Genomic DNA, 24,735 nt, shown 5'->3' with positions numbered 1-24,735 from the left:
TTGGTTGCTGCTTTTTAAACGCTCAAATAAAAAAAGTTGTTTCTGGATATTTTAATTGTACCACCTGTAAAATCATTTTTAACTCAGAAACATTGATAGGATTATCTTCATCAAAAATTCGACTATGACGACCAATTTGTCCATTTTCAATCAAATGGTAAATACGGTTCCATACAATAAATTCTTCCAAGTTTTCAAATCTGCTGATTGGAAACCCTCCTACATCAAGGATCTCAGACAAACGAAAAGCGACATAAGCACTATCTACATACATTTTTTCTGAATGAAATTCGTCAGGTGCCCTATAATTAATAATTGCCTTTTCTGGACGATTTTCTATCAACCAATCTAATAAAACGAAAAATCCTGGCATACGACTAGGCTCAGTAAACAATCGTTGTGATTCTTTCGCACCACGAAAAACCATCGGAATGAAAATATTTCTCTTATAAACAAGCATTGGTGCACTTTTAATAGAACATTCCAAGTAACGGTTTAAATAACTAGGGCCACTATAATCACCAATACGATAACCATCAACGCCAAATTGCTTATACTTATCAGCAAGCTCAGAGCAATCTTGGATCGTTAACGCTGTTTTGGATAATACTTCATACCCACTTAAAACACGACGAAAGGGCTTTAAAGTTATTTCTTCTTCCACCGTTCAACCCCCTATTCAAAACTTCTTCTTAAAAATAATAATAACATAAATTTCAAAGATTAGCTTATAACAAATGAAATATTATTTAGTTTCTAGCTAAAATATTTTAAAATCGCTTATATAATTTATTTATCATTTACTTATTATCTACAAAAAAATACTCCAAGAACCTGTTTGTTCAGATTCTTAGAGTAAATAAAAGGTTCGTTTTTATTCATTATTTGCTTCTAATAAGTTTCTTAGGTGTTCAACTGCCTCATTACTACCTGACATAATTAAATGATCACCTAATTCTAAACGAGTCGTTCCATGGGGAATGATTGGCTCATGATCCCGAAAAATGCGACTAATGATTACCTCTTTAACCTCTGGCAATTGCGAGATCATCTTTTCCTCATACTTAGCGTTTGTCACAGTAACTTCATTTAAGCGAAATTGTGTAGAAGTTAGTACGTTAAAGAAAGCAGGTGCTTCAATCGCACTACGCAACATCCCGACATTAACGTCAAACATACTGAAAAATTCTACCTTAGCTTGCTCTAAATCTTCCTCCATTCGCAGCCGCTCTTTTGGATCACGCACATCCAAACGTACAATGACGCGAGGAACGCCATATTTTTTAGCTTTCAATGCAAGATCAAAATTTATATTTGCCTCTTGGTGGGCCAAAACGAGAATATCAGTATCAAATACTTGATTAAATATTAAGTGTTGGCTATCTAAAGACTCAAGTAAAGACAATGCTGCTTTATTATGATAAGTATCATATTGGTATTGATCATTAGTATAGATAGCTTTACTATAATGGGTAGAAGACAATTCCTGCATTGCAGAGATTGCCATTAATCCAACCCCTATAAAATGCACCTCTATCTTCTTCTGCGCTTCTTCGTGAGGCTTATAAAAGTATTTAAATAAAAGAGGGCCTATTAAACAAGTCAAAATCCCCGATAAAAGGAAAGCACCTGATTGTTGTTGATCAATAACATTCAAATTTTCCGCTACATTAAGTGCTGGTAAAATAAGCGTGATAGTCGTTTGCGACAAAAATACCCCACTTAAAGCATTAGAAGTTGTAAATAGCCGACGAAAGATAAAATAAGCTGGTAGTTTAGCAAGCAGAAAAGCGATTAAGAATAAAGGAATCAATACTAGTGTTTCCGCCGAACTAAACATTGCCGGTAAATCTAATTTTACCCCTGTCAGAATAAAGAAAAACGGAATAAAATAACCATAACCAATAGCATCTAGTTTTTCCTCAGTCTCTTTTTCTGGTTCCAATAATTTAATGACAATTCCAGCCAGAAACGCACCTAGAACGTTTTCCGCTCCCACTGTTTCTGCTAAAACCACTAGCGTAATAATCACCACAAAAGCAAGACGAATATCTAGTTGGGTTGTTGGCTTTGTATATTTCTTAAAAACAGTAAAGAAATTACGAAAGCGCAAAAGTAATAATACAGCTACCAGAAAAATTAAGGAAGTCAGCCAAAGCGTACTACTGTCTCCACTTTTTAAGGAGGAATAAATCGTTAAACCAAGAAGTGGAACAACTTCTCCTAATACTGCAAAGAGCAAAAGGGTTTGTCCATAGGTCCGTCCTAATAGCTCATTTTCCTTTAACACCGAAATAACTATTCCTAAAGCGACCGTACTAAATAAAATACTAGCTAACTGTACATCTGAGAAAAAGCCAGAAACACGGAACAAAACAGCAAGTAGTACAGAACCAACTACTGTTAGCCCATAAGCTAAGCTAGCCACTTTGAGCGGTGTTTCTTGGCTAGTATTTTCAGCTTGTCTAGCAGCTAAGGGAGTAGAGGTATCAGGCTTTTTAAATAATGAAAAATCAATTTCCATCCCACTTAAAAAAAGCAATAAAACTACGCCTAAAGTCGAAATGGTGGACAATACAGCATTGGTTTCAACAATGTTAAATCCACTCTTACCTAATAAAATTCCCACAAAAATTTCCGCAACAGTCGTAGGAATAAATGATATACGAAACCTAGCTAACAGCATAGGCGTTAAAAACGCTGCAAAAGTTACAATTACGAGAGAAAAATTCATACACTTGCCTCCCTACTCAAATTCTTTAATATATTTGAAATAAGTTATAGGATAAATTCTTATTTTATTATTTTACAATAGCTTTTATCAATTTTTCCCCATTTAACCTATTCCAATTTTTTCCGAAAGCAATTCTAACAGCTTTCACTATATTTTGAAAATATTATAAACTATAAAAATAACGTTTCTGCAGTTCGGCTTTTGAATAATTAATCCATTAGTAAATAATAATGGACTCAAGTATGTTAAAATAAGTCTGGAAAAGCTTTTTTAGAAATTATATGTTAAAATTTAGTTAGCAACTACGAAAACGCTATTATTTTTAAGTTAGGAGGTGCAAATTATGAATAAAAAACAAGCGGCTCTGTTTTTATATCTTTTGGAAGATTTGGTTTTTGATAGACAGTTTCACTTACAACAAAGTGTAGTGTTTGAAGCTAAGGAAAATTTAATGACTGGACTTTTCTATCCTGGTGACGCCTTTTTTGCTCCTTTTACAAGCCCAGAAGATGCCTATACATTCAAAGAAACCTTTGTCAAAAGAACCATGAAGAGTGCTATTGCTGATTATAATAAGGCACAGATACAGCAAGATTTACAAAAAGATATGCCCGCAACTTTTGAAAAAATTGAATATTTTGTCTTACATTATGAAGAGTTCGAAGAAACAAAAGATGTGAAAACAATGATTACTAATGATACAGTTATTAAAAATGTAGATTTTATGAATATCCCAAACAAAATTTTCCCATTTTTTATTTTCCCTAAAGATGTCACATTTACCCCCGTGTCACTACTATTTGAAAGTTAGTAAATAATTACATGTTTAGAAAAAGCACTTAACTGGCATTACAGTTAAGTGCTTTTTCTACGTAATTCAATATAAAAATCATTCTATTCTAACGCTACGTTATGGTAAATGTTTTGCACATCCTCCAAATCATCTAATACATCAATAATTTTCTCAAAAATAGCTTTGTCTTCATCCTTTAATGTTACTTCACTTTGCGGAAGCATCTGCATTTCTGCAATGTCGTACTTTTCAACGCCATAACTATTTAATGCTTCTTGAATAAGATGGAAATCTTCTGGCTCACCGTAAACGACGATTTGACCCTCATCATTTTCAACATCTCGTATATCAATTTCTTTATCTAGCAAAAATTCAAAAATTTCATCAGCGTTATCTCCGGCAAAACTAAACAAAGCCGTATTATCAAACATATAAGACACCGCACCATTTACACCCATATTTCCACCATTTTTACTAAAAGCAGCACGTACTTCACCAGCTGTTCGATTTACATTATTTGTCAAAGCATCTACAATAAGCATCGAACCCGCAGGACCGAATCCTTCATAACGCAGTTCGGAGTAAATTTCGTCACTAGCGCCTTTTGCTTTTTCCAACGCACGATCAATTACATGCTTGGGTACATCATAAGTCTTTGCCCGGTCAATGACAAACTTTAACTTTTGATTTGTATGCGGATCAGGCTCTCCTGATTTTGCGGCAGCATAAATTTCTATCCCAAATTTTGCATAAACTTTGCTATTATTTTTATCCTTTGCAGTCTTTTTGGCGACGATATTTGCCCATTTGCGTCCCATCTCTTCACTTCTCTTTCAATTATTTTAAAGTTTATTTCTATATTTTAAAAATACTATACATTAAATACGAATCGGAAACTGGCCAAAGTTTTGTTCTTTTATCTTGGTATTTACCATCTGATAAATGTTATCACTTTGGATGCCCAGTGTCATCTTTTCTTCCTCAGTTTGACCAACCTTAGAAATAATAGGCCATGAGATTGTTTTTTTCTCCTGCTGTAAGTATTGTTGTCCTTTCTGTGTAAATCCTAAAATGTGTAAATAGTTATTATGCCAAGCTTTTTTTACATCTTTATCTTTTAAATTCAATAAACAATAGCAAAACAGTCGTTGAATCCTTGCACGTGTGTATCTTTTTGATTTAACAAGCTGTACATATTCCTCAAAATTACTTGCTTGTCTAATTTTACTTTTTAAACGATACTCTAAACCTTCAACCATTTGATAGATTTCACGTAATTCAGCTAAGGAACTCGCTAATATTTTATATCGTAAAAATGGCCAATAATCCTCCCAACTCACTTGATAATTAGTGAGATCTTTTGCTGTTTTTACCGGAACTACATTTTTCACACTATTTTTTTCAAAAACTGCTTGACGGATTGCCGTAGCGCTTGCGATTTTTCCTGTTAATTCGGCGGAATGATGGTTTACTTTTTTTCGTTCAATGGGATAAATGCCCATAGCTTGTTCAAAACGAGCATTTTCTTTAGCATAAGTCAATCCTAATACATGATTTGGTTGTTCTTTTAGTCGTGCAAAAGCAGGATCATCGTCAGCTAACACAGTCGCCATTTTTTGCGCGTAAGTTAAAGTAGGATCATCATATTTCTGGTAAGCTTCATCAATCGCTTTTTGGTGAGTTGTAGTAAAATGTCCAAAAAAAGAATAATCAAAATCTGCACTATGATCTGTACCAAATGAAAGGCTTTTGCAGTGCAGTGCATGTAAAAGTTGCACGCCACCTTTAGCAAAGTAATCCGCCGACTGTAAGGACCATTGAATAGGTAATTCAACGATCAAATCTGCACCTTGTGATAGTGCTTCTTCGGCTCTTTGCCATTTATCAATGATAGCCGGCTCTCCACGTTGTAAGAAATTGCCGCTCATTACAACCACCATCACATCTGCTTGAGTCCGTTCTCTCGCCTCTTGCAATTGATATCTATGACCATTATGAAATGGATTATATTCAGCAATGATTCCGCAAGTATTCATCCTTATCTCCTTATATGTAAAAACTCAATTCCTACTAAAATCCCACGAAATCAAAAGATTTCATGGGATTACATTTATTTATAACAAACAAAAAACCAACGTTCGCTATTGTTTGTTGGTTCACTATCCTTAAAATCAGCACATACTTTAATCTGCTCAAAACCCGCTTGTTTCAACAAATCTTTATAAGTTTCTATGGGATAAGTACGTTCCAAATGCAATTCATCTTCACGGTTAAAAGTTTCATCCTGATTTTTAATAAAAAACGTCAGAAAGTGTTCGATACTATGAGGAAATTCTCCGGGATAACTTTCCCATAAAAAGGCGAAATCTTCTGTTTGATAATGATAAGTATAATCAGGAAAAACTTCATCTATCTGATAAAGCGAGTGGACATCAAACAAAAAAACACCATCTTTTTTAAGCACTTGGTAAACCTGATTAAAAGCCGTTTGTACTTCTAGTTCATCAGCTAAATAACAAATAGAATCAGAATAGCAAGTGACTACTTCATAAGTTCCCATATCTTTTAAATCAAGCATGTCTGCTTGTACAAACTGTACATCTGCTTGTTCATATTCTGCTCGTTGATTGGCTACTGTTAACATCTCTTCTGACAAGTCTAAAGCTGTAACAGCATATCCTTTTTGAGCAAACTGAATGGCTAATTCACCCGTGCCACAAGCCAATTCTAAAAGTTGCTTTTCTTTCTGTAAATGACGCAAGGTAAAAGCTAACCAATCCTCATATAACTGTTCATCCATAACTTGATCATAAATAAAAGCAAAAGTTTCAAATGCACTCATTATTCTGTGACCCAAGCCGAAGTATCAACAAAAGGGGCATCCGCCCATAGTTTTTCCAATTGATAAAATTCACGTTCATCTTCATTAAACACATGGACAATCACGTCGCCTAAATCAATTAAGATCCATTTCGCGCTATCTCTTCCTTCGACACTTTTTACTTCAACTTGTGCTTTTTGCTCACTTTCAATAATATCGTTCACAATAGCTTGAATTTGGCGATTGTTTCTTCCAGAGCAGATCATAAAGTAATCAGCCAGTAAAGACACCTCACGAACATCTAGAACGACAATATCTTGCGCACTTTTTGCGTTTGCTGTTTGTACAGCTGTTTGTAAAATTTGTTGACTATCTATTTTCGTTCACCTCTTATTTATCTTAGTTCTTTTTTGCCACCCAGCGGTTATAAGTTTCAATCGTTTTAGGGTAAATCGGCGCATTAATATCTATTAAATGAGCCAGTGTATGTTTAGTTTCATAAGCTACTGCTTCATCCAAATCTTTTTTAGCAATAGCACGTGCTTTTTCTACACCAGGGATATCTCTTCCAGCTTCAATATAATCTGCTACATAAATGATTTTATCTAGCAAGCTCATTTGAGAAGCCCCAGTTGTATGTAAACGGATCGCTTGCAAAATGGACTCATCAGTAATTCCAAGTTCTTTTTCGACGAATTGTGCACCTACAAGACCATGCCAAATCGCATTATTCCAATTCAATAAATCTAAGTCGTAGTCATAGTCACGAATGACTTGTTTAAATTCACTGTCCGAACGTTCCTTGGCATAATCATGAGTCAATGCAGCAATACTTGCTTTTTCCTTAGACTCTCCATATCTTTCAGCCAAAGATAGGGCAGCTGCTTCTACTCCTAATACATGGTTAAAACGTTTTTCGCTCATCGCTGCTTTAATTTTTTCCAATAAGGTTGCTCGAGTATTCTCATTATATTTCATCAAGATACAACCCCTTTTCTTGAATATAGTGTAACACATTTTCTGGCAGGAGATAGTTCACCGAACAACCTTGTGCAATTTTTTTCCGTAAATCTGTAGAACTGATATTCATATCAGGTACATCAATCCAAATAATTGGATAAGAAGTTTCAGTTGGATAATTAGGTCGTTTAACTCCTACAAATTGAACCAATTGCATTAGCTCATCAACTTTATACCACTTGGGTAAATACTCCACCATATCTCCACCGAGAATAAAATAAAAATCAGTATCGGGATATTTCTCTGTTAAGATTTTCATGGTTTCATAAGTATAGCTTTTACCTTGACGATTGATTTCACTTTTTTCAATATCAAGTAAAGGATTATCAGCAATTGCTAACTCTAACATCTTTAATCGATCTGAAACATCAATTGTTTCTTTAGGGTCCACATGGGGCGGTTCATTAGACGGCATCAAATAAACCTTTTCTAAACCTAATGATCTGCCGACTTGATCTGCCATGATCAAATGCGCTATATGAACAGGATTAAAGTTTCCTCCTAAAATTCCTACTTGTTTTTTCTTTGAATTTCTTTGTTCTTTAACTTCTACAAATGTCTGTACATTGCTCATTACTTGCTGTTTCAACTTCTCATGCGCCTCCAATAACTACACTTTCTTTACAGCAGCAGAAATCTTTTGATTTTTTTCTTGATTTGAAATTTTAAAAATCACTAGCACACGACCGATGATTTGAACTACTTGGCAGTCCAATTTTTCTTCTAAAATCGACGCTACCTCACTAGCTTCTTCATCGGTATTTTGTAGTAAACTTACTTTAATCAATTCTCGTTTTTCTAAAGCTTCGCCGATTTGTACGATCAGTTGATCATTTAATCCACCTTTACCAATCTGAAAAATCGGTTGTAAATGGTGAGCTTGACTCTTCAAAAAACTTTTTTGCTTTCCTCTTAATTTCATTACGTCCTCCTAAACCAACGCTTGACGTGTAATAACATCGACGCCCTTGGGTGCCCAACCACTGACCACAACTGGATCTTTCACTGTAACCCAGCCTAAGCCAGCAAAAACAATATCCGTTTTTTCTTTAATGGAAAATTCAAAACGTTCCAATTCAGGAAAGTGTTCTTTTTCATCATTACGTGGTGGTTGTAATAGTTCACCTAAATGTTTTTCATAAAATTTATCCGCATTTTCTAATTTGGTTCGATGAATCATTAAATCATTTGAAACAAAAACAGTAAAAGAGCTTTTTTCTCCTTTAACAAAATCAAAACGCGCTAAGCCTCCTAAAAACAATGTTTGTCCAGCATTTAATTGATAGATCTTAGGCTTAATTTCTTTTTGGGGCGCGATAATCTTAAGATCTTTTTCCCCTAGAAAATGCGCCATTTGATGACGATGGATAATCCCTGGTGTATCTATTAAAAATTGACCATCTTCTAAAGGAATTTCAATTTTATCTAATGTTGTTCCCGGAAATTTTGAAGTAGTGATTAGCTCCTTAACATCCGCTGTCTTTTGAACAATCTGATTAATCAATGTAGATTTACCTACATTTGTTACACCTACAATATAAACATCACGACCTTCACGATACTTTTCTATCATATCAAGTAAAGCATCCAACTCGTCATTTCTTTTCGCACTAGTCAATAATACATCAACTGGACGTAAGCCTTTATCGTGGGCTTGTTCTTTCATCCATTGTTTCAATTTAGTCTTTTTCAAAGACTTAGGTAACACATCTACTTTATTACCTACTAATAATACAGGATTGTCTCCCACAAAGCGATGTAAGCCAGGTATTATTGAACCATTAAAATCAAAAATATCTACCACATTGACAATCAGTGCGTCCTTTTGCCCTATTTCATTTAATAGCCGTAAAAAATCATCGTCGGTCAACGAGACATCTTGAATCTCATTATAATGGCGCAGACGAAAACAACGTTGACAATAAACTTCGCCGGATTCCATTCCTTTTTCCAAAACTGATTTTGGTGTATAACCTATTTCATTTTTATCTTCTGTTTGAATAACAGCTCCACAACCAATACATTGAAGGGCTTCTGTCATTTTATTTCACCTTGCCATTTCATATCAGAATATTTTTTTTGCAAATACTTCATGATTTTACGTTCAAAAAAACGATTAAACCGCGTTTTCCAACCATCAGTGTTTACTACTGGTTGAACCAAAACGCTCCATACACCAGCACTATTTGCTGCTTTAATATCAGTCATAAGCTGGTCTCCTAGCATAACTACTTCCTCTTTATTCACATTTAGCCGTCTACATGCCCTATTGATCCCAACAGGAAGAGGTTTGAGTGCCCGTGCAACATAAGACAATCCTAGTTTATCTGTTACCCTACTAACGCGTTGTGCGCTGTTATTTGATACAACCACAACAGAAATGCCAGCGCCTTTCATTTCTTCCAACCATTTTCTTAACTCATCTGTACCATCTGGATGATCCCAGGCAATCAAAGTATTATCAAGATCAGTCAAAACAACCCTTATACCAACGTTTTTTAATTGCTCGGGTGTAATTTTATAAATTGACTCGATCATCCAACTTGGTTTATAACTTGAAAACATCAATCATTTTTCTCCTCAAATGAACAAGCTCATGCTAACGGTCATAAGCGTTCTTATCTAACTTTTAAAAATAAATTTCTTTTTTACTCTTCACAAATGTTGATTATACAATAAATTTTCGTAAAGGAAAAGTTTTGACCTTTTTGTTGTTTTTATCCAATCGCTTGGCAAATATTTTTTCTACACTATCCAAATGCTTTCCAATTTTTAGCGATTTTTATTAAAATAATCACTTGGCTTTAGATAGCCTTGCTTACTTTTCTTCCTATCAAATATAAAGCAGAGCCAAATAATATAATGATATAAAATGGTAATTCAACTTTTGGTCCTAGATCAGGTATAATCAAAGCGACCAAAACAAATAATCCTACTGCCAAAATACCAAAAAGACCAGATAAAAAAAGAAATCTTTTATTGTTGATCTCTTTGAAACAAGTCCAGCGAATATACTGAAGGGCTAAAAACATGATTAAAAACGCAAACGGAATATCTAGCAAAGCTTTAAGCACAAAAGTCCCCAAGTAATAAGTGTTACTCCATGAATCTACACTAAAAATATAAGGACCTAACCAGTTAAAAATACCAGAAGTTATGCTAGCTGCCGCCAAGAAGTAACATACAAGCATAACAAAATATTGTATATGTTTTTTAGTTACTCCTTTGGGAAGCTCTCCAAGGATTTCATTGGCATATTTCTTTGGTTGCTTTCCAAAAACATCTTTTGCTGTCTTCCCTTCCGCTTGTGCCTCTATTAAGTGATCGAGCAGCTCAACTAAAATTTCTTCCATTTCTTGATCAGATGTATTATAAGACGTTCGTATGTAAATCAACATATCCTCATAGTACTTTTTATTTTCTTGAGACAGCTGTTTGCGCTTTTCATTATTCAATTGCACTAACTCTTCTGCATCCATCTTATTCCTCCTTATCCAATAACCGGTCAACCGGTGACTTGATCGTTTCCCAATTTGCTTTAAAATCAACTAGCGCTTTTGCGCCCTCTTTTGTCAGATAATAGTATTTTCTATTCGGTCCTGCCGGTGATTTTTTCATCTCGCCTGTAATTAATTGTTCTTTTTGTAATCGCAATAAAATTGGATATATCGAACCTTCACTGACAAAAAGGCCGTAACTTTGAAGTTTCACTGATAATTCATATCCATATACAACTTGACGATCGAGTAGTGCAAGAATGCATCCTTCCAATATTCCCTTTAATAATTGACTTCGTATCGACAATTATCCCACCTACTTTGTATTTAAAGTTATGAATGATTTTTATTTATTTGGCTAAGACTAACTTGTATTACCATATAGTTTAGTAAAAATGTAACTATCTTGCAATACAACTTAGTTGATTTTTTATTTAATTATTGAAAGCGAAATAATCGTTAGAATAATCAGATTTTTCGGACAATTGCTCGCTTTACCTGCAAAGATATGTTAATATACTCAAAAAGGAAGTCGATCATATGAAACAGCCCAAAAATTTCATTATTATTTCGCCGCATTTTCCCGAGAATTTTTCCACATTTGCTGTTTGTTTACGAGAAAGAGGCTTTAATACCTTAGGAATTGCTGATATCGCTTATGATCAATTAAGCGATACTTTAAAAAACGCCCTAACTGAATACTACCGTGTAGATGATATGAATGATTACGATCAAATGTATCGTGCGGTGGCTTTTTTCGCCCATAAATATGGCAGAATCGATAGAATTGAATCCCATAATGAACATTGGTTGGAGTTAGACGCGCAATTGCGAACAGATTTCAATGTAGTTGGCTACAACCTTACAGATCTTGAACCAATCAAAAAGAAATCTAGTATGAAAAAACAATTCCGAATGTTAGATCTTCCTGTGGCGGAAGGTCGTGTATTTTCTGATGAAGAAGATGCTTTTTTTCTAGCAGAAGAACTAGGCTATCCAGTGATCGTAAAGCCTGATAGCGGAGTGGGTGCAGGCGATACTTACAAAATCAAGAGTCCAGATGAGTTAACTAAACTTTTTAATGAAAATGACATGACAAATGATTTTATTATGGAAGAGTTTATTCCTGGGGATGTCGTTACCTTTGATGGATTATGTGATCAAGAAGGTCAGATTGTCTTTTACTCTAGCTTAGATTATAACATCGCAGTTTTAGAGACAGTGGAAAATGATAGCGATATGTATTTTTACTTACCACGTGAAATTCCAGAAGACTTGATCGAGATGGGCTCAAAAATTGTGGAAGGATTTCAGGTAAAGGAACGTTTCTTTCATTTTGAATTTTTCCGTACCTATCCAAACAGTGAGTTATTGCCGCTTGAAGTGAATATGCGCCCGCCTGGCGGACCAACAATTGATATGTTTAATTACGTTAATGAGTTCAACATCTTTGCTGAATATGCCAATATCGTTAAAGAAAATCAATTTAAAGCGCCTATTAATCGTCTTTACAACTGTGCCTATATTTCTCGAAAAGCCAATAAAATTTTTAACTATACGCATGATAATGAAGCAATTCGCCAAAAATTAGGGGAATCACTCGTAGGTATTCAGTCGATACCTGATATTTTTTCAACAATTTTAGGAACAGAAGGCTATATTGTTCGTTGCCCGGAATTGGAGGAATTATTTGATCATATAAACTATATCAGTCAAAGACAAGAAGCAGTAAGCTAAAAAAAGGAGGAAGTTCAATGCATTTTGAACAACGCAGTTTTTACAGTAACCAACTAGAAAAAGAAATGCCTTTTAATGTTTATGGACACGCCGGTAAAGCTGTTCTTGTCTTTCCTTCATCTGGCGGAAGCCAAAATGAATACGCTGATTTTGGGATGATCGCTTCTTGTAGTTCATTTATTGAAAAAGGTCTTTTACGATTTTATACAGCTGCTTCTTATGATAATGAGTCTTGGTTGGCCAACAATAAATCGCCTCATGAAATGGCCGAAGCACATAGATGTTACGAAAATTACATTATACAAGAACTTATTCCCTTAATTACTTATGAAACAAATTCACCTCAGGTAATTGCAACTGGTTGTAGTATGGGCGGATTTCATACGTTGAATTTTGCTTTAAAACATCCAGATATTTTTACAACAGCTATTGCTTTAAGCGGTGTTTATGATATTCGTTTTTTTACTGGAGATTACTATAATGACTTAGCTGTTTATTTTAACTCCCCTATTGATTATCTGCCTAGTCTAAAAGACCCTTGGTTTATTGACCATTATCGGCAAAATACTTATATTACTTGTGTCGGCCAAGGAGATTGGGAACTTCCTCATCTTTTACAAACGAAAAATCTGCAAAAGATACTAAAACTTGAAACCTATTTTTCGATACGTATCCCTTGGTATACTAAGCATCTTATGCACAAAATTAACTTCAACCTGCTTGCTTGAGCTGTTTTTGTATAGAGGAAGGTAGTTTTTCAAGGAACTGTTCGATAATGTTATTTAATACGGCTTCATCCAAAACATATTCATCCGCAAAAGCTTCTTGGAATAAAACGAGTAATTGCAGAATGGCTTCCGATACAGAAAGCTCGGAAAGCTCATCAATGAGAAGATAAAATAACTCGCCAAGCGTTCGGTCGTCTTTACTTTCACGTTCTTGCACCGCTAGGATCATATAACCGATAGCTACCAGTGTCGTATGCGCAAAGATCCCGTCATAAGAAATCCCTTGGTACTTGGCTAATTTTAAGTATTGTTTGCACATCTTGAAGTAGACTTCCACCGACCAGCGTCTAGCATAGAGCTGAATGATCTCGTCTTCGGTCAGATCGATATCGGTCGAAGCTAAGACCAAATAGTCGTTTCGTTTATTGCGATTGCGAATATATACCAACTTAATGGGAAGGATTTTCCCTTCTACGACAGCTTCTACTTGGACACTCAAAAGATAGCGAGAACGACCGCGGCGTTTCTTGTTTCGTTTGAAGATTTCTTTGACATCCATCTTTTGGCCTTGATAACGGTAGTAGATCTTTTGACTACGTTTAACCATCGCTACGCAGTGGCATTTCAGGTCACGGATCTGTTGGAACATTTTGGGACTGGAAAACCAAGTATCGAATAAGACATAATCCGCATGGATCCCTTGGTTCAAAGCCGATCGAAGCAGTTCCAGTGTCACTTCCGTACCTTTACGAAGCGCTTGAGCTTTACGTTTCCCCCTATTCGTGCGTTGATCCCCGATATCAAGATCAGATTGGAGCTTTCTTTTCCCGGAGAGCAAGGAAAAAGCGACGGGGACAAAGCTGTTGCCATCACTCCAGCCTAATTGTAAATAACGAAATCCTTTGAAATATTTTTTCTTGGCATGGTCGTATTGTAAAGCGGCACACTCCACTTTTTTCGCATTCAAGCGAGAATACATGGAGTCATCCACGATAAACGTGGTCTTTCGGGCATCATCCGTCAATGGACGTAGGAAAGTAATGACGGATTTAGCCACTAAGATCAGTAATTTTTGCCAATGAATGTGCGGATCATTCAAAACGTTGCGAAATGTTTTATCTGAAAATGATAGCTGTTCCTTTTGCTTTTGGTAAAACCGATAGGTAGAACCGTTGGTAAAGATCGAGGCCAATAAAAAAGAAAAAATAACAGGAACCGAAAAACCCCTTTTATGGACTGCGTTTGATTTTTTCAACGCAGAAGCTACATGGAACCGATGAAAAAAATCAGACACAGAGGTAGAAATTTTTTCTGAGTTTGGCGTTGTTTGTGTTATAATTGACATGGCATGAACACTCCTTGGTTAGTGGTTTTTCGTTGATTCTATTATACCAGGATTTGAGTGGTTCATGCTATTTTTGTATAAAAAAACGTTTATTTATCAAGGGATGAACTGTATTTTTGAACTTTCAAGTTTTAGTACTTGAAGCAAAAGAGCTGCCTGCTTGGTTTGACTATTGGGGTGAAGACAGTGCTCATGACTGGCAGTGGTGGTCTAAACAGATCGCTTATTTTATGAATGAATTGAATAAACAAAAAACGCTAATTTAAAAGAAGAACCTTCCCAACAAGCTTTTGCCTGTTAGGAAGGTTTTTAAATGAACAACAAACAACTTAGTCTACATTAAAAGCAAAAGCTAAAAACTCACCAAAATGGTCTGCCCAATATTTTTCAAAATGGTATTCTCCAGAAAAAATCCGCAAGCTAAGATTATCAAGGTCATGGCCATTTCCTAGTAAAGTATTATAGTAACGAATAGAACTATCGATATAAGCTTGATCCGTATCTTTAGTTGTTAACATCTGATCTTCTTCATTTCCCTCATTTGTTCCTGATTGAATATAAACCTTGCTTTTAGAATTTATGGGATTTGTGGACAAATAATTGATAAAAGCTTCTTCACATAGCCAAGAAGCAAGAGAAAAAATACCTAAACCACCAAAAGTATCGGGATAAGCAGCGCTCGTATAAGCAGTGATCACTGCTCCTAGCGAACTGCCGGCTAAAATTGTATCTTTACGCTCTTTTTTTGTGCGGTAATGCTTATCAATAAATGGTTTAACGGTTTCAACCAGCCATTTTGCATAATCTTTTCCCATACCGCCAGCTGAAATTTTTTGCTCCTCATCTTCAACGCTTATTTCCCAAGGCATATATTCATCAAAACGTTTTTCTTCACTATTATCAATACCGACAATAATTACTGGAGGTAAATTTTCCGACTTTTTTAATAAAGGAATCAATTTCCAAGAATAGCCCGAATATGATTCTCGACTGAAAAAAATATTCTGACCATCATGCATGTATACCACAGGATAATGTGTCGTCTCTGACTCATAATTGCTGGGTAATAAAACACGTACCCTGCGTTTTTCTTGCATATAAGGAACTTCCAAAGAGTGCTCATGAAGCGCTAAATAATCTGAATTCATCTTTTACCCTTTCCTTGTTGGCTATGATAACTACAACAAAATTTTTAATGAAGCAATTAAAAGCTATTGATAATAAGCAGGTAAGTGAAATTGTTGATTGTTTTCAAATAGCTCTCCAACTTCAAAAAGTAAATCCTCACGACCTTTAGCTGCCATAAACTGAATCCCCAAAGGAAGGTCTTCATTGGTTAAATGAGTAGGTAAACTGATTGCAGGTTGTCCAGTTAAATTTGCTAATTGAGTGAATGGCGAAAATCGTAAGCTTTTATCAAACATTTCATAAACCAAATCTCCTGCTTGTTTTAAGGAATAATTTTGTATTTGTGCTAATTGTGCACGAATAGTATTACTTTGTAAATCATCAGTGATTTTAGGAGCTGAATAAGCTGTGGTAGGCGTTAACAACAAATCATAGTTTTCAAATAACTCTTCCATCTGCGCTGCTGCTTGATCCCAAGTATTAAGATTATGGATATAACTAGCTGCTGACTGTTTCAAACCATATTGGTACAGACCCCAAGACATCAATTCCATATCTTCTTTTTCGATCGGACGCGCTAAATTATAGGAAAGTTCTTCTATCATAGCGGCTGTTTCTGCGCCATTCATATGATAATAAGATTGCATTAGCTTTTTACCTTCGATCGGTAAAGAAATTTCTTCTATCCTATGCCCTTCTTTTGTTAGAAAAGAAACTGCATTTTTTACTGCCGTCATCGCCTCTTTTGATACTTCACTTTCCACTGGCGAAGTTGTAACAAAAGCAATTTTGAGTTCTTTTTTATTCGCACTTCTCGTATGCTCCCATTCAACTTTTGGCGCTTGATAAGGCGCTGCTTTTTCCGTACCTCTTATCGCATAAAAAAGCGTCTTTGTATCTCGCATTGAAACGTTTAAAGCAAAAGAAATTGAAGCTCCCTGCCAAGCACGAAATCCTGCAGGACCAACGGGCACCGTTCCGCGAGTAGGTTTTAATCCAATTAAACCACTAAAAGATGCCGGAATGCGAATTGAGCCACCACCATCACTGGCCGCAGCAAGTGGAAACATACCAGAAGCCACGCTAGCTGCTGCACCTCCGCTTGAACCCCCCGGAGAATAATCAAGATTCCAAGGATTACGTGTATTACCATAAAGTGTCGGGTCTGTAACATTTTTAAAACCGAATTCTGGAGCATTTGTTTGCCCTAAAGGAATCAATCCTGCTGTTTCCAAAGCCTGCACAAAATGATTACTGGCTGGTGCACGATTTGTTTTTAATAAGTGACTGCCAGCAGTAGATAGCCACCCCTTTTTATCCTGACCTAGCATTTTTAAAGGCAAGGGCAAACCAGCAAAAGGCGTTTTTTCTATATTTTTACTAGCTTCATACTGTTTTTTAGCATCTTCTTTAGCAAAAGTTAGCAATGCATTTATTTGTGGATTATCTTTTTCTACCCTATTTTCAATTAACGTCAATAATTCTTCAAAAGAAATTTTTTGTTTTTTTAGTTGCTCTGCCCAATACAAAGCATCATGTATCATCACACTCACCTCTTCTTTTATTTTACTATAGAAATTTAAAAGTGTCGCATGTAATTTTTTGTTTAGCTATTGCTAAAAATAGTTATGACCATTATACTAAGTTATACAATATATCGGATGGAAACACAACAAAAACACAATATATAGTATTTCCAAATGGTTGTCTTAAAGGAGTTTTTAAAATGAGCGTACAAATAAAAGAACCCGAACTTGATATTGAAAAGTTAAATCAAGATATTGAACAATTCCCACAAGTTTACCCTATTACAGATGATATGTATACAACAAGAAAAGGCGTTTCGCGTTTAGTTATGCTTGATCGTTACGCTTATAAAGATGTGGAGCAGCGTACACTTGCAGTAGGCGATTTAATTGTTTTAACAGTTAAAAGTGATCCCAATTACCCAGCACGTGGTGTAGGGATCGTTCAAAAAATCGATGATCAACAGCAAGAAGCAGATATTCTAGTAGAAGAAGCTTACCGCTTTTCAATTGAAGATCCCGATGAACAAGCTTTAGGTATCGTTACTCGTAATTTAAACGAAATCGATAAACCCCTAGAAGTTTTTTATGAACAAATCACAAAACGTGTTGCTCACGCCCTAGCAGATGTAGACCAAACTATTGGTAGCAAGACGATGATTGAAGAAGGATTTTATCAACAATTAAAAGAAATGAACTTTGTCCCTGCTGGCCGAGTTCTTTATGGTGCTGGATCCGGGGCTAATGTTACCTATTTTAATTGTTATGTTATGCCTTTTGTCCCAGATTCAAGAAGTGGAATTGCCGAACATCGCAAAAAAGTAATGGAAATTATGAGTCGCGGAGGCGGTGTTGGCAGTAATGGTTCTGCTTTACGTCCTAGAAATGCAATCGTACGAGGCGTTAATGGTAAATCTTCTGGTTCTGTTTCATGGCTAGATGATATCGCCAAACTAACCCATCTAGTTGAACAAGGCGGCAGTCGACGTGGCGCACAAATGATCATGTTAGCTGACTGGCATCCAGATATTATTGAGTTTATTGTATCAAAAATGCAAAATGCGCGTATTTTACGCTATTTACTGGAAAATACCAATGATAGCCAAATCAAACAAGCTGTTCATGAAAAGTTGAATTTCACGCCTCTTTTACAAAGCGAACGTGAAATGTATCAATTTATCGTTAATCAAGAAAACAAAACAGAAGCAGTTTCATCTGCGACAATTAAAGAAGCGCAAACAAAATTAAATGACGGTGGTACTTACAGTGTAAATAATCCTGAGTTTTTATCAGGCGCTAACATTTCTTTAACACTAACGGATGATTTCATGCAAGCTGTTAAAAATAATGAAGAATGGCCACTTCGTTTCCCTGACTTATTCAATTATAGTCAAGAAGAAATGGATGATTATGATAACAAATGGCCGGAAATTGGCGATGTGCGTCAGTGGGAAGACTTAGGCTATCAAGTGGCAACTTATCGAACAATTAAGGCGCGTGAATTATGGAAGTTGATTAATATCTGTGCAACTTATTCCGCAGAACCAGGCATCTTTTTTATCGATAATGCAAATAATAAGACAAACGCTATCGCTTACGGTCAAAAAGTTGTTGCAACCAATCCATGTGGAGAACAGCCTTTAGCTCCTAACTCAGTTTGTAATTTAGGTGCTATCAATTTAGCGAATATGGCAAATAAAGACACTGCCGAAGTGGACTATGATAAATTAATGGAAACAGTCAAGATTGCTGTACAAATGCAAGATGATGTCATTGACTCAACCCCTTATTTCTTAGAAGAAAATAAAAAACAAGCTTTAGGTGAACGTCGTGTCGGACTTGGCGTCATGGGACTTGCCGATTTACTTATTTATACCCATCATCGATATGGTTCTAAAGAAGGAAACCATGTTGTTGACAAGATTTTCGAAACAATCGCAACTACAGCTTATCGAGAGTCCATTCGTTTAGCAAAATTAAAGGGCAGCTTTCCATTTTTAATTGGAGGAACCGAAGAAGAAACACAAAAACTAAGACAACGTTTCATTCAAACTGGCTACATGAAGGATATGCCGCAAGATATTCGAGAAGATGTTTTAGCACACGGTATCCGTAATTCTCACCTATTAACTGTGGCTCCTACCGGCAGTACTGGTACTATGGTGGGTGTTGCTACTGGCTTAGAGCCTTATTTTGCCTTTAAATATTATCGTAGTGGACGCTTAGGTAAATTTATGGAAGTAAATGCTGAAATTGTACAAGAATACTTAAATGAACATCCAGAATCTGATACTAGTCACTTGCCTGAATTTTTCGTTTCTTCTATGGAATTAGCCCCTGAAGAACATGTTGATGTGCAAACAACCATTCAACGGTGGGTCGACAGTTCGATCTCTAAAACTGTAAATGCACCTAAAGGTTATACTGTTGAACAAGTAGCAACTATTTACGAACGTCTATATGATGGCAATGCTAAAGGTGGTACGGTTTATGTAGACGGCTCACGTGATTCTCAAGTATTAACACTACAATCAGAAAAAGAAACAGAAAAACAAACCTCCTTGTTTGAAACAGAAGATATCCGTATTGTAGATGATTCTGACGAATTAGAACAACTAGTAGAACAAGCAGAAAATGATCATATTCAACAAGAAGGACATACAGATGATGTGATCTATGGTTCTGACGTTGGTAATACTTGTCCAATTTGTCGACAAGGCATTGTTAAGGATATAGGTGGTTGTAACACTTGCACAAATTGTCAAGCACAATTACGCTGCGGTTTGTAAGCTAAGGAGGAAAAATAATGCAAATTTATACTCGTACTGGTGATCAAGGAACAACCAAACTTATCGGTGGCTTTGAAGTAGCAAAAGATGATCCTCGTATTCAAGCTTATGGAACGATCGATGAATTAAATAGTTTGGTTGGATATATTGCTAGTTTGCCCGAATTGGCAGCTAACTTCAAAGAAGAACTCGTTTACATCCAACATTATTTATTTGATTGTGGCAACGATCTTGCTACACCCACATTTAAAGAAATAGGAAAAATTTCACCTAGGACTAGAAATGCAAGTGACCCACTCTATCCATACGTGGTCAAAAAAGAAGACATAGAGTGGTTGGAAGCACGAATCGATTTTTATGCAGACATTCCAGCTGAAATTGATTATTTCATCCTCCCAGGGGGCACGCCGGAAAGCGCGCAACTGCATATGGCTCGTACCGTCGCACGACGAGCGGAACGAGAAATAGTTAGCTTCCAAAAACAAGGTCAGGTAAATCCCTTTGCTTTAAAATTTGTCAATCGGTTATCAGATTATTTCTTTGCTTTAGCCCGTGTCGTTAATAGCCAAGCTGGAAAAGAAGATATCCGTTATGAGCGTAGCAAAAAAGTTTTCCATACAGATCTCACAAAAGATGATATTCAATAAAAAAGCACGACAGGAGTCAGTAAGCGGCTCTTGTCGTACTTTTTTATTCATCTTTGCGATTTCAGAGAACATTTTAGTATTTCTTTATTCATCTTTCATTCTTGGAGAACGTTTGTATTATTCGTTATATGACCTTAATGTCTATTACCACCAGAATCAATAGATCTTGGAGGCACGTACTTTGATATAATGGCAATGAACTCCTAAGCTTGCGTTAAGTACCTTCCTCCTACTTTAAGCTAGGCGAAATCAAGACTCATTTAAGTCAGCAATTGTACTGTTTTCACCAAAAATACTCTCCCAATCTCCAGTGAAATCATCCACCGCTTGAGCAATTGACGGCATTGCTAAAGCTTGACCAATAATATCTGGTGCAACCGTTACCGCTTGGGCCCCTTGTTCTAAGGCAGTAGTCACTTGACCTACGTTTTTAAAACTAGCAGCTACGATTTTAGTTTGACTATTACTCGCTTGTATTTCATTTGCCATAGCTTTCAAAGCTTTTCTAGCATCGATATTTAAATTTTCCATACGGTTAAAATAAGGCGCAATATAATCTGCACCCGCTGCAATTGCTAAATAAGCCTGGAATTTAGTATAAATAGCTGTAGCCGTTACATTTAATCCTTCTTTTTTTAAGGCCTTAATTACTTTTAAACCTTCACTACTTACAGGAACTTTGAAATAAATCTCTCTTCCCAATTGCTCTGATATAGCTTCTACATCTTTTAACATCCCTACTTTATCCTTTGCCACCACTTGTATATGCAGCGAACGTTTTTCACCAATCACTTCCCTAATTGCTTTCATATGCGCAAAAAAATCAATTTTCCCTTCTTTTTTTATAATCGAAGGATTAGTTGTTACGCCTGCTAATGGAAGAATAGCCTCATACTTTTTGATTGTCTCAATATTTGCAGTATCTAATAAAATTTCCATTATAATTTGCTCCTTTGTTTAAAAATAAGTGAAACCGCTTGCTTTAAAATTTAAAAAGCCAACTTTCGTTCAAAATTTTTTTATTATCTTACGAAATAAACATAGCACAAGTATCAGAAAACCGTCAATAAGTATTGTACAAATCATCACAAATTTATTTTTAAGTCAACAGCTAAAGATTTATACACTATGATTGCATAAATACAACCTGTATTAAAAAATAATGAATATTTATTCGCTGATCTATTGATTAAATAAAAGTAATTTGCTAACATATAGTTTAAATTCAATTTAGGGGATGCATAATTATGAAAGAAAAAGTTGTTTTAGCTTATTCAGGAGGTTTAGATACTTCTGTTTCAGTTCGATGGTTGACCGATCAAGGATATGATGTTATTGCATGTTGCCTAGATATTGGTGAAGGAAAAGATATCCAAGCAATTCGAGATAAAGCATTAATGGTCGGAGCAAGCCAGTCTTATGCCATTGATGCAAAAGAAGAATTTTTACAAGACTTTGCTCTAATCGCTTTACAAGGAAATACTTTTTATGAAAATTCCTATCCGCTGGTTTCCGCACTGTCACGTCCACTTATTGCAAAAAAATTAGTTGAATTAGCACATAAAACTAACGCAACAACAATCGCTCATGGTTGTACCGGCAAAGGAAACGATCAAGTTCGCTTTGAAGTTGCTATTGCATCACTAGATCCTAGTTTAAAAGTGATTGCACCAGTGCGCCAGTGGCAGTGGTCACGTGAGGAAGAAATCGCTTATGCACAGGCTAACAATGTCCCTATTCCTGCTGATTTGGATAATCCTTATTCGATTGATCAAAACTTGTGGGGCCGAGCTTGTGAGTGCGGCGCCCTTGAAGATCCCTGGTCTACTCCACCAGAAGGCGCCTATGGAATAACAAATGAATTGTCTAATACACCTGATAAACCAGATAGCTTGGAATTAGCTTTTGAAAAAGGAGTCCCTATTGCTATCAATGATAAAAAAATGAGTCTGACCTCTATTACTTCTACACTTAATACTCTAGCAGGTAAACATGGTATCGGACGAATCGATCATGTAGAAAATCGTTTAGTAGGTATTAAATCTCGAGAAGTTTATGAATGCCCAGGTGCTTTAACTATGATGCATGCTCACAAAGAATTAGAAGATTTAGTTTTTGCCCGTGAACTGGCTCATACCAAACCGATGATCGAAAATCAATTAGCTCAAACCATTTACGACGGACTTTGGTTCAATCCACTTACAAAAGCGCTTGTCGCTTTTATTAAAAGTTCACAAGAAAACGTTAATGGCGTGGTTCGTTTGAAATTGTTTAAGGGAAACATCATTTGCGAAGGTAAAAAATCTAAGAATAGTTTATACAACGAAAATCTAGCAACTTATACTTCCGCTGACACTTTTGACCAAGAAGCCGCGGTTGGATTTATTAAACTATGGGGGTTACCTTCAAAAGTTCACGCTGAAGTACAAGCACAACAAGCAGCTGAGGAGGAAAGCAAATGAAAAAGCTCTGGGGCGGTCGTTTTACTGGTGAAAACAAAGACTGGGTAGATACATTTGGGGCCTCTATTTCTTTTGACTATCAACCGGCTAAAGAAGATATCTTGGGCAGCTTAGCTCATGTTAAAATGCTAGGCGCTTGCGCTATTATTACAAAAGACGAGATGCAACAAATTCAAACAGGGTTAGAAAACTTGCAAGAAAAATTAGCTAATGACGAATTAACTTTCACAATTCAAAACGAAGATATACATCTAAATATTGAATCCCTTTTGACTGAGGAAATTGGCCCAGTTGCTGGTAAACTTCATACAGCACGTAGTCGTAATGATCAAGTAGCAACGGATATGCATCTATACCTCAAAGAAACTGTGATCCTTGTCATCAAAAAATTGCACCAATTACGTAGTGTGTTGCTAGGTAAAGCCGAAGAAAATGTCGAAACCATTATGCCTGGTTACACGCATATGCAGCACGCTCAACCTATCTCTTTCGGTCATCATTTATTAGCTTATTATCAAATGCTGACACGCGATCAAGAACGTATGCAAGAAAGTTTATCACGTATCGATATCTCCCCCTTAGGCGCAGCAGCTTTAGCTGGCACTACTTTTCCTATTGATCGTCAAATGACAGCGGATGAATTAGGATTTTCTGATATTTATGATAACAGCTTGGATGCAGTTAGTGATCGAGATTTTATTTTAGAGTTTTTAAGTAATGCTTCCTTGTTGATGATGCATCTTTCTCGTTTTTGCGAAGAGCTTATTCTATGGTGTACTTACGAGTTTCAGTTTGTTGAACTAACAGATACTTTTTCTACCGGAAGTTCAATCATGCCTCAGAAGAAAAACCCGGACATGGCGGAACTAATCCGTGGTAAAACAGGACGTGTCTACGGGAATTTAACTCAGTTATTAACCGTTATGAAAGGTTTACCTCTAGCTTATAATAAAGACTTTCAAGAAGATAAAGAAGGCATGTTTGACGCTTCAGAAACGGTTATCACTAGTTTAGAAATTATGAGTGACATGATTAAGACAATGAAAGTAAATCCAACAAATATGCAGCAGGCAACGGAAAAGGATTTTTCTAATGCAACAGAATTAGCTGACTATTTAGCCAATAAAGGCATACCCTTTCGACAAGCACACGAAATTGTGGGTAAATTAGTTTTAGAATGTATTCAACAAGGAAGCTATCTGCAAGATATCCCCTTAAAAAAATACCAGGAAGTCTCTCCTGTTATTGAAGCAGACATTTACGATAAATTAAGTGCCGCAACTGCCGTGAAAAGTCGTAATTCAACAGGCGGCACTGGTTTTGATCAAGTAAAAGCCCAAATTGAAAAAGCTCGAAAAGAACTACAAAACTAGAGTTAGACTGATAAAGTAACCTTAGAATTTACTAAATCTAGAGCTAGTCTAGCAAACTAGCCCTAGATTTTTTTAAATTTAAAGTCGGACTAGCAAAGAAGCTCTAGAATTTTTAAATCTAGAGCTAACCTGACA

General features: G+C 35.9%; 25 protein-coding genes. 8 read left to right on the top strand and 17 right to left on the bottom strand.

Translation table 11 applies throughout. From position 1 onward, the window contains the following. Window positions 1-22 precede the first annotated feature (22 nt). Both C7K42_RS01530 and C7K42_RS01525 read right to left on the bottom strand, forming a co-directional pair. On the bottom strand, window positions 23-664 hold the full coding sequence (locus C7K42_RS01530) for a hypothetical protein (protein WP_014124655.1): 642 nt from the start codon (window positions 662-664) through the stop codon (window positions 23-25). 210 nt (window positions 665-874) lie between these two features. Further along, window positions 875-2,734, bottom strand: coding sequence for a monovalent cation:proton antiporter family protein (locus tag C7K42_RS01525; RefSeq protein ID WP_014124654.1), 1,860 nt, complete (start codon window positions 2,732-2,734; stop codon window positions 875-877). Between the two features lie 343 nt (window positions 2,735-3,077). Between C7K42_RS01525 and C7K42_RS01520 the strand changes: the two genes are divergently transcribed. Further along, window positions 3,078-3,545, top strand: a complete 468-nt coding sequence (locus tag C7K42_RS01520; RefSeq protein WP_014124653.1) for a hypothetical protein — start codon at window positions 3,078-3,080, stop codon at window positions 3,543-3,545. Window positions 3,546-3,628: 83 nt separating this feature from the next. On the opposite strand, the gene C7K42_RS01515 is transcribed toward C7K42_RS01520, so the two are convergent. The 11 genes from C7K42_RS01515 to C7K42_RS01465 all read right to left on the bottom strand — a co-directional run bounded on the left by C7K42_RS01515 (window position 3,629) and on the right by C7K42_RS01465 (window position 11,172). Then, a complete protein-coding gene (locus C7K42_RS01515; RefSeq protein ID WP_014124652.1) occupies window positions 3,629-4,345 on the bottom strand; it encodes a YebC/PmpR family DNA-binding transcriptional regulator in 717 nt (238 codons plus the stop codon). A 60-nt stretch (window positions 4,346-4,405) separates the two neighbouring features. Beyond that, complete coding sequence (locus C7K42_RS01510) at window positions 4,406-5,563, bottom strand: nucleotidyltransferase (RefSeq protein WP_014124651.1); 1,158 nt, start codon at window positions 5,561-5,563, stop codon at window positions 4,406-4,408. Window positions 5,564-5,637: 74 nt separating this feature from the next. Next, window positions 5,638-6,369: a class I SAM-dependent DNA methyltransferase gene (locus C7K42_RS01505; RefSeq protein ID WP_014124650.1), complete on the bottom strand. Its 732-nt coding sequence runs from the start codon at window positions 6,367-6,369 to the stop codon at window positions 5,638-5,640. Continuing rightward, window positions 6,369-6,710 carry a ribosome silencing factor gene (rsfS, locus tag C7K42_RS01500; RefSeq protein WP_050989760.1) on the bottom strand — a complete coding sequence of 114 codons (342 nt, stop codon included), beginning with the start codon at window positions 6,708-6,710 and terminating at the stop codon, window positions 6,369-6,371. Before rsfS ends, C7K42_RS01505 begins: the two co-directional genes overlap by 1 nt. 37 nt (window positions 6,711-6,747) lie before the next feature. Next, on the bottom strand, window positions 6,748-7,326 hold the full coding sequence (yqeK, locus tag C7K42_RS01495; RefSeq protein ID WP_014124648.1) for a bis(5'-nucleosyl)-tetraphosphatase (symmetrical) YqeK: 579 nt from the start codon (window positions 7,324-7,326) through the stop codon (window positions 6,748-6,750). Beyond that, on the bottom strand, window positions 7,316-7,942 hold the full coding sequence (locus tag C7K42_RS01490) for a nicotinate-nucleotide adenylyltransferase (RefSeq protein WP_103083390.1): 627 nt from the start codon (window positions 7,940-7,942) through the stop codon (window positions 7,316-7,318). The genes yqeK and C7K42_RS01490 overlap by 11 nt, the downstream gene beginning before the upstream one ends. A 36-nt stretch (window positions 7,943-7,978) precedes the next feature. Beyond that, the gene (gene yhbY, locus C7K42_RS01485; protein WP_014124646.1) at window positions 7,979-8,290 is read right to left on the bottom strand and encodes a ribosome assembly RNA-binding protein YhbY; all 312 of its coding nucleotides are present in this window, start codon (window positions 8,288-8,290) and stop codon (window positions 7,979-7,981) included. A 9-nt stretch (window positions 8,291-8,299) separates the two neighbouring features. Next, on the bottom strand, window positions 8,300-9,409 hold the full coding sequence (gene yqeH / locus C7K42_RS01480; RefSeq protein WP_014124645.1) for a ribosome biogenesis GTPase YqeH: 1,110 nt from the start codon (window positions 9,407-9,409) through the stop codon (window positions 8,300-8,302). Next, window positions 9,406-9,933, bottom strand: a complete 528-nt coding sequence (locus C7K42_RS01475) for a YqeG family HAD IIIA-type phosphatase (RefSeq protein ID WP_014124644.1) — start codon at window positions 9,931-9,933, stop codon at window positions 9,406-9,408. Before C7K42_RS01475 ends, yqeH begins: the two co-directional genes overlap by 4 nt. 239 nt (window positions 9,934-10,172) lie before the next feature. After that, entirely contained in the window at window positions 10,173-10,847 is a 675-nt protein-coding gene (locus C7K42_RS01470) for a DUF1129 family protein (RefSeq protein ID WP_014124643.1), read from the bottom strand. A gap of 1 nt (window position 10,848) precedes the next feature. After that, on the bottom strand, window positions 10,849-11,172 hold the full coding sequence (locus C7K42_RS01465; RefSeq protein ID WP_014124642.1) for a PadR family transcriptional regulator: 324 nt from the start codon (window positions 11,170-11,172) through the stop codon (window positions 10,849-10,851). A 233-nt stretch (window positions 11,173-11,405) separates the two neighbouring features. Between C7K42_RS01465 and C7K42_RS01460 the strand changes: the two genes are divergently transcribed. Further along, a complete protein-coding gene (locus C7K42_RS01460; protein WP_014124641.1) occupies window positions 11,406-12,602 on the top strand; it encodes an ATP-grasp domain-containing protein in 1,197 nt (398 codons plus the stop codon). Window positions 12,603-12,619: 17 nt separating this feature from the next. Then, on the top strand, window positions 12,620-13,330 hold the full coding sequence (locus tag C7K42_RS01455) for an esterase family protein (RefSeq protein WP_317915968.1): 711 nt from the start codon (window positions 12,620-12,622) through the stop codon (window positions 13,328-13,330). Here C7K42_RS01455 and C7K42_RS01450 read toward each other — a convergent pair. Continuing rightward, window positions 13,314-14,675, bottom strand: a complete 1,362-nt coding sequence (locus tag C7K42_RS01450; protein WP_124175381.1) for an IS4-like element ISTeha4 family transposase — start codon at window positions 14,673-14,675, stop codon at window positions 13,314-13,316. The two genes, C7K42_RS01455 and C7K42_RS01450, sit on opposite strands and share 17 nt — an antisense overlap. Before the next feature lie 116 nt (window positions 14,676-14,791). Between C7K42_RS01450 and C7K42_RS01445 the strand changes: the two genes are divergently transcribed. Continuing rightward, on the top strand, window positions 14,792-14,941 hold the full coding sequence (locus tag C7K42_RS01445; RefSeq protein WP_200811705.1) for a hypothetical protein: 150 nt from the start codon (window positions 14,792-14,794) through the stop codon (window positions 14,939-14,941). Between the two features lie 63 nt (window positions 14,942-15,004). Here C7K42_RS01445 and C7K42_RS01440 read toward each other — a convergent pair whose 3' ends face one another. Together C7K42_RS01440 and C7K42_RS01435 are read right to left on the bottom strand one after the other, a co-directional pair. Next, on the bottom strand, window positions 15,005-15,823 hold the full coding sequence (locus C7K42_RS01440; RefSeq protein WP_103083769.1) for an alpha/beta hydrolase: 819 nt from the start codon (window positions 15,821-15,823) through the stop codon (window positions 15,005-15,007). Window positions 15,824-15,886: 63 nt separating this feature from the next. Then, complete coding sequence (locus tag C7K42_RS01435; protein ID WP_178891506.1) at window positions 15,887-17,344, bottom strand: amidase; 1,458 nt, start codon at window positions 17,342-17,344, stop codon at window positions 15,887-15,889. Window positions 17,345-17,529: 185 nt separating this feature from the next. Between C7K42_RS01435 and C7K42_RS01430 the strand changes: the two genes are divergently transcribed. Further along, window positions 17,530-20,118 (top strand): vitamin B12-dependent ribonucleotide reductase, encoded by a 2,589-nt coding sequence (locus C7K42_RS01430; protein WP_103083770.1) that lies wholly within the window; start codon window positions 17,530-17,532, stop codon window positions 20,116-20,118. A gap of 17 nt (window positions 20,119-20,135) precedes the next feature. Then, window positions 20,136-20,765, top strand: coding sequence for a cob(I)yrinic acid a,c-diamide adenosyltransferase (locus C7K42_RS01425; RefSeq protein WP_014124635.1), 630 nt, complete (start codon window positions 20,136-20,138; stop codon window positions 20,763-20,765). Window positions 20,766-21,014: 249 nt separating this feature from the next. Here C7K42_RS01425 and C7K42_RS01420 read toward each other — a convergent pair whose 3' ends face one another. Then, the gene (locus tag C7K42_RS01420) at window positions 21,015-21,704 is read right to left on the bottom strand and encodes a fructose-6-phosphate aldolase (protein ID WP_014124634.1); all 690 of its coding nucleotides are present in this window, start codon (window positions 21,702-21,704) and stop codon (window positions 21,015-21,017) included. Window positions 21,705-22,012: 308 nt separating this feature from the next. Between C7K42_RS01420 and C7K42_RS01415 the strand changes: the two genes are divergently transcribed. Together C7K42_RS01415 and argH are read left to right on the top strand one after the other, a co-directional pair. Beyond that, a complete protein-coding gene (locus C7K42_RS01415; protein ID WP_014124633.1) occupies window positions 22,013-23,227 on the top strand; it encodes an argininosuccinate synthase in 1,215 nt (404 codons plus the stop codon). Continuing rightward, a complete protein-coding gene (argH, locus tag C7K42_RS01410; RefSeq protein WP_103099752.1) occupies window positions 23,224-24,600 on the top strand; it encodes an argininosuccinate lyase in 1,377 nt (458 codons plus the stop codon). Before C7K42_RS01415 ends, argH begins: the two co-directional genes overlap by 4 nt. The last annotated feature ends 135 nt before the right edge of the window (window positions 24,601-24,735 follow it).

The organism is Tetragenococcus halophilus subsp. halophilus DSM 20339 (assembly GCF_003841405.1).
Taxonomy (GTDB): Bacteria; Bacillota; Bacilli; order Lactobacillales; family Enterococcaceae; genus Tetragenococcus; species Tetragenococcus halophilus.
Note: the sequence above shows the minus strand (reverse complement) of the source record. Positions and strands in the feature narration are given on the sequence as shown.

Excerpts from the sequence above, each read along its gene's own strand:
- C7K42_RS01515 (WP_014124652.1), bottom strand. The coding sequence starts at position 4,345 with ATGGGACGCAAATGGGCAAATATCGTCGCCAAAAAGACTGCAAAGGAT.
- C7K42_RS01450 (WP_124175381.1), bottom strand. The coding sequence starts at position 14,675 with ATGTCAATTATAACACAAACAACGCCAAACTCAGAAAAAATTTCTACC.
- C7K42_RS01430 (WP_103083770.1), top strand. The coding sequence starts at position 17,530 with ATGAGCGTACAAATAAAAGAACCCGAACTTGATATTGAAAAGTTAAAT.
- C7K42_RS01510 (WP_014124651.1), bottom strand. The coding sequence starts at position 5,563 with ATGAATACTTGCGGAATCATTGCTGAATATAATCCATTTCATAATGGT.
- C7K42_RS01475 (WP_014124644.1), bottom strand. The coding sequence starts at position 9,933 with ATGTTTTCAAGTTATAAACCAAGTTGGATGATCGAGTCAATTTATAAA.
- yqeK (WP_014124648.1), bottom strand. The coding sequence starts at position 7,326 with ATGAAATATAATGAGAATACTCGAGCAACCTTATTGGAAAAAATTAAA.
- C7K42_RS01455 (WP_317915968.1), top strand. The coding sequence starts at position 12,620 with ATGCATTTTGAACAACGCAGTTTTTACAGTAACCAACTAGAAAAAGAA.
- C7K42_RS01460 (WP_014124641.1), top strand. The coding sequence starts at position 11,406 with ATGAAACAGCCCAAAAATTTCATTATTATTTCGCCGCATTTTCCCGAG.
- C7K42_RS01505 (WP_014124650.1), bottom strand. The coding sequence starts at position 6,369 with ATGAGTGCATTTGAAACTTTTGCTTTTATTTATGATCAAGTTATGGAT.
- C7K42_RS01525 (WP_014124654.1), bottom strand. The coding sequence starts at position 2,734 with ATGAATTTTTCTCTCGTAATTGTAACTTTTGCAGCGTTTTTAACGCCT.
- C7K42_RS01415 (WP_014124633.1), top strand. The coding sequence starts at position 22,013 with ATGAAAGAAAAAGTTGTTTTAGCTTATTCAGGAGGTTTAGATACTTCT.
- yhbY (WP_014124646.1), bottom strand. The coding sequence starts at position 8,290 with ATGAAATTAAGAGGAAAGCAAAAAAGTTTTTTGAAGAGTCAAGCTCAC.
- C7K42_RS01425 (WP_014124635.1), top strand. The coding sequence starts at position 20,136 with ATGCAAATTTATACTCGTACTGGTGATCAAGGAACAACCAAACTTATC.
- C7K42_RS01490 (WP_103083390.1), bottom strand. The coding sequence starts at position 7,942 with ATGAGCAATGTACAGACATTTGTAGAAGTTAAAGAACAAAGAAATTCA.
- argH (WP_103099752.1), top strand. The coding sequence starts at position 23,224 with ATGAAAAAGCTCTGGGGCGGTCGTTTTACTGGTGAAAACAAAGACTGG.
- yqeH (WP_014124645.1), bottom strand. The coding sequence starts at position 9,409 with ATGACAGAAGCCCTTCAATGTATTGGTTGTGGAGCTGTTATTCAAACA.
- C7K42_RS01420 (WP_014124634.1), bottom strand. The coding sequence starts at position 21,704 with ATGGAAATTTTATTAGATACTGCAAATATTGAGACAATCAAAAAGTAT.
- C7K42_RS01470 (WP_014124643.1), bottom strand. The coding sequence starts at position 10,847 with ATGGATGCAGAAGAGTTAGTGCAATTGAATAATGAAAAGCGCAAACAG.
- C7K42_RS01520 (WP_014124653.1), top strand. The coding sequence starts at position 3,078 with ATGAATAAAAAACAAGCGGCTCTGTTTTTATATCTTTTGGAAGATTTG.
- C7K42_RS01440 (WP_103083769.1), bottom strand. The coding sequence starts at position 15,823 with ATGAATTCAGATTATTTAGCGCTTCATGAGCACTCTTTGGAAGTTCCT.